Raw genomic sequence first — 11844 nt, forward strand, 5'->3', positions numbered from 1 at the left:
GGGCCGCTGGCGGCTGATGGGCGGATGGCGTGCGGGTCAGCCCTCGGCGCCGACGGCCAGGGCCTGGCGCAGGCTGAGCGGCCTCATGTCGGTCCAGACCCGGTCGATGTGCGCGAGGCAGTCCTCCTTCGGGCCCTGGGTGCCCTCGGCGGTCCAGCCGAGCGGCAGCCCGCGGCCGGCGGGCCAGACCGAGTACTGCTCCTCGTGGTTGACGACGACCTGGTAGGTGGTCTCCTGGCTGCTCATGACGGTGCTCCGATCGGTACGACGGGTTCGGTGAGCGGGGTGCGGGGCGGGGCGGGGACTGCGGTGGCAGGGACGGGGGTGACGGGGACGGGGGCGGCGGGACGGGCGCAGGAGGCGACGAACCGGGCGAAGAGGGCGTGGTCCCCGGACACTTCGGGGTGCCACTGCACGCCTACGACGAAGGGGCGGGAGGGGTCCTCGGCGGCCTCGGCCAGGCCGTCGTCGGCGCGGGCGGTGACCCGCAGCAGGCCGGCGTCCGCGATGCCCTGGTGGTGGTGGGAGTTGACCCGGGCGTGCCCTCCGTAGACGGAACGCAGGACGCTGTCCGGGGCGAACTCGACCTCGTGTTCGCCGAAGACACCCTCGCGCGGGCAGTGGCCGGTGTGGCCGAGCAGGTCGGGGAGGTGCTGGTGCAGGGAGCCGCCGTAGACCACGGCCAGCAGCTGGAGCCCGCGGCAGACGCCCAGGACGGGCAGGTTCCGGTCGAGTGCGGACCGCAGCAGCAGCAGTTCGGCGGTGTCGCGCAGGCGCTGTTCGGCGTCGGTGTCCGGGTGGCGCTGCTGCCCGAAGTGGTGCGGGGCTATGTCCACCCCGCCGGGCAGCAGCAGCCCGTCGAGCCGGTCGAGCACGTCGGCGTCCCGGTCGTCGGGGGGCAGTACCACGGCACGGCCGCCGGCCGCGGTGACGCCATGGACGTACGACTCGTGGATGACGGCGGCACGGGTGTCCCAGATGTTCCAGCGGGCCTGTTCGAGATAGCTCGCGATGCCGATGACCGGTCGGCTCACGGGGTGACCTCCTGCGGCTGCGCGGCGGCGACGGGCGTGGTGCGCAGGGCGTCGGCGCACAGGGCGAGGGCCTGCTCGAAGAGGGCGGAGGTGCTGTCCACCGGCGCTCCGAAGCGGGTGCGCAGCCGGAGCGCGGCCGTCCGGTCGGCGAGGTCGGCCGAGGGGGCCGCGGCGTGCACGGCCTGCGCGAAGATGTCGGCCAGTTCGACCAGGTCCTCTCCGGCGAGGCCGTGGTAGGTGGGCTCGTTGAGCCCGATGCGCACGCCCTGTCCGGTGAAACCGGGCAGCCCGGCCATGAAGTTGACGCGCACGCCCGCCGCGTACAGCCGGTCGCTCGCCGTCTTCGGCGCGACGCCGTCCCGCTCGGTGTCCAGCCAAAGTTGGTGGCCGGCGGAGTAACCGCGGTCGGCCGCGCAGACCGTGATGCCGCGCTCGGTCAGCAGCCGGCCGAAGGTCCGCGTGTTGTCGACGACGGCCCGGGCGTAGGCGGGCCCGCCGTGGTCGCGGAACTCCAGCAGCGCGATGCCGAGGCCGATGGTGGAGGCGAAGTGGTGGCTGCTGATCAGGAAGTCCTGCGCGTCGCGGACGAGGCGGTCGATCTCGGCGTCCCGGGTGAGGACCACGGCCTTCTGCGGTCCGGGGAACGTCTTGTGGGTGGAGCCGCCGAGGCTGTCGGCGCCATGGTCCAGCGGGTTGGGGAACACTCCGCCCAGCACCAGGCCGAACCAGTGGCTGGCGTCGACGTGCACCCTGGTCTCCGGGGAGACGGCGCGGACCACGGCGACCAGCTCGGCCACGTCGATGGGGAACAGGCAGTGCGACTGGTCCACGTACAGCAGCGCGGGCCGGGTCCGGGCCAGCAGCTTCGCCGCGTGGTCGAGGTCGAGGGAGTGCGGGTCCGGGCCCCGCAGGAACTCGACGTTCAGACCGAGCCGGCGCGCCACGCTGGGCGTGGCGAAGTGGCCGCCGTTGCCGGGGGCGATGGTGACGACGGTCGACTCGGGGTCGCCGCCGAGGGCCGCGAGCACCAGGGTCATGGCGCTCAGGCCGCTGAGCGGTCGTACGGAGACGAACTCGGCCCGGCCGAGTTCCCGCAGCAGCGGCACCGTGAGGTTCGACTCCAGGTCGCGCAGGCGCTGGGCGCCGCGGAAGTGCCAGCGGTCCGGGTGGTCCGACTCGTTGAAGAAGTAGCGGTGGTACGGGTCGAGCAGCAGGGGCAGCTTCGACAGTCCGGACAGGGCGTTCTCGGACGGCACCATGCTGAGGGTCTGCCGGGCTTCCGTCTCGTTGTCGGCGAGGAGCCTGACGACGTCTTCCAGTGTCACGTCGGTGTTCACCTCGGGTGACTCCTTAACTCTTACGGCTCGGGGGGCGCTGGGGGTTTTCACTCGGACGCGGCGGCGGCCCGGGACCGGCCGCGCATCCGGGCGCCGGCCACCATCACCTGGCCGAGGGCGATGCCCCCGTCGTTGGTGGGCACGAGTCGGTGCGGGTACGCGTCGAACCCGGCCTCGCGCAGCTCGACGAGGCAGTTGATCAGCAGGAACTCGTTGAGGAAGACGCCGCCGGACAGCACGACCTGGGTGCTGCCGTCGCGCCCGCGCCGGTCGGCGCACATGTCCACGACCATCCGGACCACCGCCGTGTGGAAGCGTCTGCTGATCGTCTCCGTCGCGGTGCCGGCGGCCAGGTCGGCGGCGAGGTCGCGGATCAGCGGGAGCGGGTCGATCACACGGGGGCCGGTGCCGTCGGCGGGTTCGGTGACGCCGAACCGGTAGGGGTGGTCGGCGGGGGTGAGGTCCCGGCCGAGCAGGCCCTCCAGTTCGATCGGCCCCTGTGCCTCGTACTCGGCGTGGGAGCACACCCCGAGCAGGGCCGCGACGCCGTCGAAGAGGCGGCCCATGCTGGAGACGCGCGGAGCGTTGATGCCGCGCCGGACCATGGTGGCGTAGACGTGGCTCTCCTGCTCGGTCAGTTCCCCGAGGGCCGGGAAGGCGGCGAGGGCCGCCCCGGGGTCGTCCAGGGCCTCCAGGGCGAGGGCGAAGGCGGTGCGCACCGGCTGGTGGACGGCCATGTCGCCGCCGAGCAGCGGGATCGGCCGCAGGTGGGCCACGCGGTCCACGCCGGCGAAGTCGCCGAGCAGGAACTCGCCGCCCCAGATGGTGCCGTCGAGGCCGTAGCCGGCGCCGTCGAAGACGACGCCCAGGGTGGTGCCGGTGAGCCGGTTCTCGGCCATGCACGAGGCCATGTGGGCGTGGTGGTGCTGCACCTCCACGACGTCCTCGGGCCGTTCGTCACCGGCCAGCACATGGGAGCGGAAGGAGGGGTGCATGTCCACGGCGAGGTACCGGGGGCGCAGCCCGTACAGCTCGGAGAGGTGGGCCGCGGTCTGCTTGTGCGAACGGAAGGTCTCGTCGTTCTTCAGGTCCCCGATGTGCTGGCTGACGTACACCTTGCGGTCCGTGCCCAGAGCCAGCGTGGTCTTCAGTTCGGCGCCGTACGCGAGGACGGGTTCGGGCAGGGCGTCGACCTCGACGGGGTAGGGGGCGTAGCCGCGGGAGCGGCGCAGGAAGGTGACGAGCGGGGTGTCGAGGACGGGGTGGTCCGAGCAGCGGACCACGGAGTCGTCCACCCGGACGTGGATGTCGCGGTCGTGGTGCAGCACCAGGTCGGCGACCTCGAACAGCTGGCCCAGCGCGTCCTCGTTGCGGTAGGCGATCGGATAGCCGGACACGTTTCCGCTGGTCATCACGAGCACGTCGAGCCCCGGCCGGTCGAGCAGCAGATGGTGCAGGGGCGCGGAGGGCAGCATGACGCCGAGGTTGGGGTTGCGCGGGGCGACCTCCTCGGGGAGCGCGCCGGGGATCTTGCGCAGCAGGACGATCGGCCGGGCCGGTGACTCGAGCAGCTCCGCCTCGGCGGCACCGCAGTCGGCGAGCCGGGCCGCGGCTCGAAGGTCGTCGACCATGACGGCGAACGGCTTGGAGTCCCGCTTCTTGCGGCGCCGCAGCCTGGCGACGGCCTCGGCGTCGCGGGCGTTGACGGCCAGATGGAAGCCGCCGACGCTCTTCACGGCGACGATCCGGCCGGCGGCCAGGGCCTCGGTGGCGGCGGTCAGGGCGTCGTCGGCCCGGGCCAGTTCGCCGTCGGGGCCCGCCAGGGTCAGCCGGGGGCCGCAGGCGGGGCAGGCGTTGGGCTGGGCGTGGTATCGGCGGTCGGCCGGGTCCTCGTACTCGCGCCGGCAGTCCGCGCACATCACGAAGGACGCCATGGTGGTCTGCTCCCGGTCGTACGGGAGCCCCTTGATGAGCGAGTAGCGCGGCCCGCAGTGGGTGCAGTTGGTGAAGGGATAGCGGTAGCGCCGGTCGGCGGGGTCGAAGACCTCGCGCAGGCAGTCGGCGCACACATGGGAGTCGGGCGGGACGATGGTGTTCGACCGGCCCGTGCGGGCGCTCTGCCGGATCTCGAAACCCGCGCCGGCCGCGGCCGGGACGGAGGTGCGGGACTCCACCCGCACCTCGTCGACCCGGGCCAGGAGCGGAGCGTCGTCGCGCAGGGCCACGACGAAGGCGTTCAACCGGGCGACGTCTCCGCACACTTCGGTCTGCACGCCGAGACTGTCGTTGAGCACCCAGCCGGACAGCCCCAGGGAGGTCGCCAGGGTGTGGACGAAGGGCCGGTAGCCCACGCCCTGCACCACTCCGCAGACCCGGATCAGCCATTGTTCGGCCGATGGGGACGTTCCGGGTGCGGCGGACGGGCCGGCGCCCTGCACAGTGATCTGCTGCACGATCCCGCTCCGATCCGATGTGTTCAGCAAAGACGCGGGAGTTCCGCGCCCTGCAGTTCCTCGATCTCGCTGACCCTGCCGTCGCGGCCGAGCAGTTCGACCGTCTTGCCGGGCCGGTCGGTGACCTCGCCGATGACCACGGCCTCGGCGCCGTACGGGTGCTCGCGCAGCGCCTTGAGCACGACGTCGACGGAGTCGGGCTCCACGAACAGCGCCAGACAGCCCTCGTTGGCGCAGTGGATGGGGTTGATGCCGAGCATGTCGGCCGCCATCCGGGTCTCGTGGGAGACCGGCAGCTCCGCCTCCTCGACGCGCAGGGTCCGGCCGAGTGCCGCCGAGTACTCGTGCAGGACGGCGGAGAGCCCACCACGGGTGACGTCGCGCATGGAGCGCACGGCGTCGGCGGGGACGGCCGCCTCGACGGAGTCGATCAGGCCGTTGAGCGGTGCGCAGTCACTGAGCACGTTCTTCTCGAAGCCCAGGCCCTCGCGCACCGACAGCAGGTGCACGGTGTGGTTGCCGATCGGCCCGCTGAGCACGATCCGGTCGCCGGGGCGGACGTCCGTCATGCGCTTCGGCGGCTTGTGGAACACCCCGATCCCGGTGGTGTTGAGGAAGATGCCGTCGGCCTCGCCGGGCGCGACCACCTTGGTGTCGCCCGCGACGATCTTCACGCCGGCCTCGGCCGCGGTGTCCCGCAGGGAGACCAGCGCCCGGTGCAGGTCCCGGATCGGCAGTCCGGTCTCCAGGATCATCGCGAGGGTGAGGTAGAGCGGCTTGGCACCCACCACGGCGAGGTCGTTGACCGTGCCGCAGACGGCTATCTTCCCGATGTCGCCGTTACCGAAGAACGGCGGGTCGACGACGAAGGAGTCGGTGGTCATCGCGATGCTGCCGGAAGGCGCCGGCAGCATCGCGCTGTCCTCCATCTCGCCGATGTAGACGTCGCCCAGCACCTCCACGACGAACTCGACCAGCTCCCGGCTGAGCCGGGCACCAGTGCCGTGGTCTAGGACGATCTGCTGGTCCAGCAAGGATTCCGTGGCCATCAGCAACGGGGCTCCTGTCAGTTCGGAGGTTCGGTTCGAAGGAGAGGCGCGAAGGGAGGCGCGAGGGGAAGGCGCGCAACGGCCGGGAGCGGCCGGGCGGTCACGGCGTGCGGAACACCTTCCGGGTCAGCTCGCCGGTCTCGTCGAGCTGCCGGATGATCTCGGCGGACGGGGCGACGGTGGCGCAGTAGCCGTCCAGCCAGTCCAGGGCGCGGACCTTGTCGTGGTCGCGGGCGGAGACGACGCAGTCGCTCGGGACCCACACGTTGTAGCCGCGGAAGAAGGCGTCGGCGGCCGTGGTCTGCACGCAGATCTGGCCCTGCATGCCGGTCACGATGACGGCCTCGACGCCCAGGTCCTGCAGACGCTCGTGCAGGTCGGTCTCGTAGAAGCCGCTGTCCTTGTTCTTCTCGACGAGGATGTCGGTCTCGGCGAGGAAGACGGGCAGGATCTCGGCGCCCTTGGTGCCCTTCTGCGCCGGCAGGCGGCCGCCGTCGTAGCGCTCGGCGACCGGGTCGTCGGGGCGGTTGATCAGCTGCAGGTGGATGACGTGGTGGCCGCGCTCACGCATGTCGTTGAGGAAGGCGGAGAAGCTCGGGGTGGCCTCCTCGACCGCGTCGATCCGCTCCTGGTTCTTGTTGACCAGGTCGTACTGCAGGTCGTTGGTCAGTACTGCGACCTTGCTCATGCGTCACTCCTTGGCACGTCGCGGCTGGCTGCGCCGCGGCTCGTCGTCGGACCTCGAAGATCCCGCCGGTGGGCTCCGCAGCGGCAGTCGGGAGAAACCCTGACCGGCGGCCCGGGGGATTCCCCGGACTCGTGGGCGGGAGCTGGGCGTTGGCACGATCGGGGCCCCTGTCCGGAATCCAGAAAGGGGGCACCCGGGATGTCCGAACCGATCACCGCGGAGCGGCCCGGCAGCACGCGTCCAGCGATCGCGACGGCCGTGCGCGAGCTGTCGGACCGAGGCGGCTACCTCCAGCCCGCGGCGGAGCAGTCCGCGCTGCTGCGCGCCACGCCCGAGGACTGGGCCCGCTTCGCCCGGCACTGGGACGACCTCCACCAGGACATGTACATGCGCGACGGAGGGTCGTACCGGTACCGGCGCTACGGCCACTTCACGCTGGACACGACCACCGGGGAACTGACCGCGCTGCCGCACGGCCCGTACCGGCAGGAGAGCGACGTCAACCCGCTGAACGGGGGCATCGAGCGGCACTTCGAGCCGTTGACGCAGGCCTTCCTCGACGATCCGCTGACCCGCGGGATCGTGCTGACGCTGGGGGAGATCTTCTCGGCCGTGGAGGGTGTCTCCCGCTGGGACGTCAAGCTCCACCCGTTCCGCATCGTCACCGACCCCGCGCAGACCGGCCGGCCCGCGCCGCAGGGCCGGCACCGCGACGGGTCGACCTTCGTCACCTCACTGCTGGTGAACCGCACGAACGTGGTGGGCGGCGAGAGTTCGCTGTACACGCAGGACGGCGAGCGGCTGCTCGCGACGACCTTGCTGGAGCCGGGCGAGCAACTGATCGTCGACGACCGGGCCGTGCTGCACGACGTCACCCCGGTGACGCCGGTCGATCCGTCGGCTCCGGCCCACCGCGACGTGCTGATCGTCGACTTCGACCTCCCGTGAGGCCGCTTCGGCCGGCCCCGGGGAACGCTCCCCCGTCCGACCGGGAGACGGGCCCGCTCTCGGGCCGTGTGGTGCGCAGACGACTCGCCCGGGCCCTGCACCAGGTGGTGACCGCGGGCCGGGCACCGGCCCGGAGCGAGGCCGGGCCGGCGGCGCTCGAGCGGGAGCGGACCGGACGGAAGAGCGGCTGAGCGAGCCCGGCGGTCCGGTCCGTCCCTCCCTTCGCCGTACGTCCGCGCGTTGAGCGCCGGACTCTTCGCCCTACGCCAGCGCACCGAGCGCCGGGCCCGCCCTCCGCCGTACGGCCGTGCCGTGTCCGCGCATCCCGTCTTCCGGCGGCCGCTCCCCGGGCTCGCGCCGCTTTCCCGACCACCGCGCCCGCACCCGTGCTCCGTTCCGTCCCGAAGGAAGGCCGACCCGTGACGTTCCGTCTCCTCCCGACCGCTCCCGCACCGGAGGTGCGCGCGGAGGCCGAAGCCGCGCCGCCCCCGGCGCGATGGGCGGCGCGTGCGCTGCCCGAACTGCTGCTGCTCCTCCTGGTGAGCGTCGTCGCGCTGATACCGGCGGTGTCGAACGCCGTACCGGGTGGGGCGCGGTCCGCCTACGCCCCGGCCGGCGTCTTCTCCGCCACCCGGGCCCATGCCTACGTCGACGCCATCGCCAAGGAGCCTCGCCCCCTCGGCTCGGCGGCGCACGACCGGGTCCGCGACCGGCTGGTGGCCGAGCTCGACGGACTCGGGCTGCATCCGCAGGTGCTGCGCGGACTGGGCACCGACACCACCTCGGGTGCCGCGCTGGTGGCGCCGACGCAGGACATCCGGGCCACGCTGCCGGGCACGCACCCCACCGGACGGGTGCTGCTGGTCGCGCACTACGACTCGGTCGAGATCGGGCCCGGTGCCACCGACGACGGCCACGGGATCGCGGCCCTGCTGGAGATCGCCCGCGCCCTGCGCTCGGGCCCCGCCCCCCGCAACGACGTGACCTTCCTGTTCACCGACGGCGAGGAACTCGGCAAGGTCGGGGCCCAGCAGTACACCGCCTCGGGTGCGGCGGGCGACCCGAAGCGGACCGTCGTGCTGAACCTGGAGTCGCGCGGCACGTCCGGGCGCACGTTGATGTTCGAGACGGGCGACCACAACGGGGCCCTGGTGCCCGCGCTCGAAGGGCATGTCCCCGTCACCACCTCGCTGGCCTACGAGGTCTACCGCAGGCTGCCCAACTACACCGACTTCACCGTCTTCCGCGACGCCGGCTTCACCGGCATGAACTTCGCCAACGTCGGCACCTCGGCGAACTACGACACCCCGCAGGACAACCTCGCCAACTCCAGCCGGGCCTCCCTGCAGGACCTCGGCGACACCGTGCTGGGCGCCACCCGCCACCTCGCCGGCACCGACCTGACGACCGTCCGGAAGGGCTCGCCGTCCACCTACTTCTCCTGGGCGGGGCTGCTGGTGCGCTATCCCGGTGCCCTGGTGCTGCCTCTCGCGGTCCTCGCCGCAGCCCTGTTTGCCGTCGCGCTGTGGTACGCCGTACGCCGCCGCGCGGTACGGGGCCGTTCGGTCGCCGTCGCCGTGGCGGCCGTCCCGGTGCCCCTGCTCGGCGCGGCCCTGACCGGGTGGGCCGGCTGGCAGCTCATCCTGCTCGCCCGCCCCGAGTACGCGGGCTTCGTCTTCGGGGATCCCCACCGCCCCGGTCTCGCCGCCCTGGGGCTCGGTGTCGTCGCGCTGACGGCCGTGTGGGTCTGCACCGCCGTACTGCGCCGCCGGCTCGGGGCCGTCGCGACCAGTGCCGCCGTCACGGGCTGGCTCGTGCTGCTCGCCCTGCTGACCGCGCTGCTGGTGCCGGGCGCGTCCTACCTGTTCGTGTGGCCGGCCCTGTTCGGTGCGGCGGGTCTGATCGTGGCGGCCCGGCTGCCGGAGACCTCGCGCTGGCGGTCCGCCGCCGCGGCCCTGGCGTCGCTGCCCGGTGCCGCCCTGCTGCTGCCCATCGCGGCGCTGCTCTTCCCGACCCTGGGTCTGGGCATGGCCTTCGTGCCGCTGCTGCTGGGGGCGCTGTTCGCCGTCGCCCTGCCGATGCCGTTCACCGGCTCCCCGCTGCGCGGGAAGTCCCTTGCCCTGCGGGCACTGATCGCGGGGGCCACCGGCATGGCCGTGGTGGCCGCCGGAGTCGTCCGGGACGGCGTCGATCCGGCCCACCCCGTCCAGGTGAGCCTCGTGTACACGCTGGACGCCGACAGCGGCCGGGCCCGCTGGGTGAGCAACGGACTGGGCACCCATCCCTGGCTCGGCCCGTTCGTCGACGGGGGCGAGGAACACGTGGAGGACCGGTTCCCGCCGCTGCGCGAGCCCGCGCGCTGGCGCAGCGGCCCGGCGCCCGCGCGGACGCTCGCCACGCCCACCCTGAAGGTCCTGTCCGACCGGCCCACGAAGGGCGGCCGGCAGGTGCGGGTCCGTCTGGGCTCCGCCCACGGCGCCCCGGACCAGCTGATGGTCTACGCGGACACCACAAGCGGCACCGTGCGGGGCCTGACCGTGGCGGGCGAGCGGCTGCCCGGTGGCGACAACCGCAGCTCCGGGGACGGCCGGTGGACGTGGGGCTTCCTCTACGTCAGCCCGCCGAGCGGCGGGGTCGAGCTGACGTTCCGGCTCACCGGCGACCGGCCGCTCCGGCTGCGCGCGGTGGCCGAGAACACCGGTTTTCCAGCGGACACCCTGCGGCCGGCCCGGCCGCGGACGGTGACCTGGTCCTCCCTGGACTCCGGCTTCACGCTGGTCTCCAAGGGCTTCACGATCTGACCCCGGACAACGGGCGAGCCCCGAGCAGGAGAACCCCATGGCACAACGAGACGGCATGCTGACCCTGGACCAGCTGCGCACCCGGGTCGCCGTCGGTGACGTCGACACAGTCGTCCTGGCCTTCACCGACATGCAGGGACGGCTCCAGGGCAAGCGCCTGTCCGCCGAGTTCTTCCTCGACGAGGTGGTCCGGCACGGAGCGGAGGGCTGCGCCTATCTGCTCGCGGTGGACGTCGAGATGAACACCGTCGGCGGCTATGCGATGGCCTCGTGGGACCGTGGATACGGCGACTTCCGGCTGCTGCCGGACCTGGGCACCCTGCGCATGGTGCCCTGGCAGCCCGGCACCGCGCTGGTCCTGGCCGACCTGGCCTGGCACGACGGCAGCCCGGTGGAGGTGTCGCCGCGGCAGATCCTGCGCCGGCAGCTGGACCGGCTGGCCGAGCGCGGCTGGCGGGCCATGGTCGGCACCGAGCTGGAGTTCGTCGTCTACCAGGACACCTACGAGGAGGCCTGGCAGCGGGGCTACCGCGAGCTGCGGCCCGCCAACCAGTACAACGTGGACTACTCGGTGCTGGGCACGTCCCGGGTTGAGCCGCTGCTCCGCCGGATCCGGACCGCCATGACCGGGGCCGGCATGTACGTCGAGTCGGCCAAGGGCGAGTGCAACCCCGGCCAGCACGAGATCGCCTTCCGCTACACGGACGCCCTGACCACGTGCGACAACCACAGCATCTACAAGACGGGCGCCAAGGAGATCGCGGCCCAGCAGGGGTCGAGTCTGACCTTCATGGCCAAGCCGGACCAGCGCGAGGGCAACTCGTGCCACGTCCACATCTCGTTGCGCGCGGTCGACGGGTCCCCGGTGCTGGCCGGGGACGGGCCGTACGGGCTGTCCCTCATCGGCGAGCACTTCCTCGCCGGACAGCTGGCCGCGCTGCGCGGGTTCGCGCTGCTGCACGCGCCGACGGTCAACTCGTACAAGCGGTACGTGCCCGGCAGTTTCGCCCCCACCGCCGTGCAGTGGGGCGTGGACAACCGGACGTGTGCCCTGCGGCTCGTCGGCCGGGGTGACTCGCTGCGGGTGGAGAACCGGATGCCGGGCGGCGACGTGAACCCGTACCTGTCCGTCGCCGCGCTGATCGCGGCGGGTCTCGACGGCATCGACCGGCGGCTGCTGCTGCCGGAGCCGTGCGAGGGCAACGCCTACGCGGCCGACTCCGAACGGGTCCCCGGCACCCTGCGGGACGCGCTGTCGCTGTGGGAGACCAGCACGCTGGCCCCTGAGGCGTTCGGCAAGGAGGCCTTCGAGCACTACGCCAACCAGGCCGCCGTCGAGATCGAGGCGTTCGACGCGGCCGTCACCGACTGGGAGCTGCGCCGCTGCTTCGAACGGCTGTGAGACTCGCGCCCATCGGGCGCACGCACGCGACGGGGGGGGGGGGCGGGGGGGTGGGGGGGGGGGGGGGGGGGGGGGGGGGGGGGGGGGGGGGGGGGGGGGGGGGGGGGAGGGGGGGGGGGGAAGGGGGGACGG

9 protein-coding genes are annotated in these 11844 nt (G+C 72.8%); 3 read left to right on the forward strand and 6 right to left on the reverse strand.

Annotated elements, in window-relative coordinates:
- Positions 1-36: 36 nt before the first annotated feature.
- The 6 genes from AC07CM_RS12545 to AC07CM_RS12570 all read right to left on the reverse strand — a co-directional run bounded on the left by AC07CM_RS12545 (position 37) and on the right by AC07CM_RS12570 (position 6561).
- Positions 37-246 (reverse strand): MbtH family protein, encoded by a 210-nt coding sequence (locus tag AC07CM_RS12545; protein ID WP_478876336.1) that lies wholly within the window; start codon positions 244-246, stop codon positions 37-39.
- On the reverse strand, positions 243-1034 hold the full coding sequence (locus AC07CM_RS12550; protein ID WP_478876337.1) for a gamma-glutamyl-gamma-aminobutyrate hydrolase family protein: 792 nt from the start codon (positions 1032-1034) through the stop codon (positions 243-245). Before AC07CM_RS12550 ends, AC07CM_RS12545 begins: the two co-directional genes overlap by 4 nt.
- The gene (locus AC07CM_RS12555; RefSeq protein WP_478876338.1) at positions 1031-2371 is read right to left on the reverse strand and encodes a PLP-dependent aminotransferase family protein; all 1341 of its coding nucleotides are present in this window, start codon (positions 2369-2371) and stop codon (positions 1031-1033) included. The genes AC07CM_RS12550 and AC07CM_RS12555 overlap by 4 nt, the downstream gene beginning before the upstream one ends.
- A 47-nt stretch (positions 2372-2418) precedes the next feature.
- Entirely contained in the window at positions 2419-4824 is a 2406-nt protein-coding gene (gene hypF / locus AC07CM_RS12560; RefSeq protein WP_478876339.1) for a carbamoyltransferase HypF, read from the reverse strand.
- A gap of 23 nt (positions 4825-4847) precedes the next feature.
- The gene (hypE, locus tag AC07CM_RS12565; RefSeq protein ID WP_478876340.1) at positions 4848-5873 is read right to left on the reverse strand and encodes a hydrogenase expression/formation protein HypE; all 1026 of its coding nucleotides are present in this window, start codon (positions 5871-5873) and stop codon (positions 4848-4850) included.
- 100 nt (positions 5874-5973) lie between these two features.
- On the reverse strand, positions 5974-6561 hold the full coding sequence (locus AC07CM_RS12570; protein ID WP_478876341.1) for a cysteine hydrolase family protein: 588 nt from the start codon (positions 6559-6561) through the stop codon (positions 5974-5976).
- Between the two features lie 198 nt (positions 6562-6759).
- Here AC07CM_RS12570 and AC07CM_RS12575 point away from each other — a divergent pair, with 198 nt between their 5' ends.
- The 3 genes from AC07CM_RS12575 to AC07CM_RS12585 all read left to right on the forward strand — a co-directional run bounded on the left by AC07CM_RS12575 (position 6760) and on the right by AC07CM_RS12585 (position 11712).
- Positions 6760-7509 (forward strand): 2OG-Fe dioxygenase family protein, encoded by a 750-nt coding sequence (locus AC07CM_RS12575; RefSeq protein ID WP_478876342.1) that lies wholly within the window; start codon positions 6760-6762, stop codon positions 7507-7509.
- Between the two features lie 419 nt (positions 7510-7928).
- Positions 7929-10310, forward strand: coding sequence for a M20/M25/M40 family metallo-hydrolase (locus tag AC07CM_RS12580; RefSeq protein WP_478876343.1), 2382 nt, complete (start codon positions 7929-7931; stop codon positions 10308-10310).
- Positions 10311-10347: 37 nt separating this feature from the next.
- On the forward strand, positions 10348-11712 hold the full coding sequence (locus AC07CM_RS12585; protein WP_478876344.1) for a glutamine synthetase family protein: 1365 nt from the start codon (positions 10348-10350) through the stop codon (positions 11710-11712).
- The last annotated feature ends 132 nt before the right edge of the window (positions 11713-11844 follow it).

This window comes from Streptomyces sp. NPDC044061 (assembly GCF_056434305.1).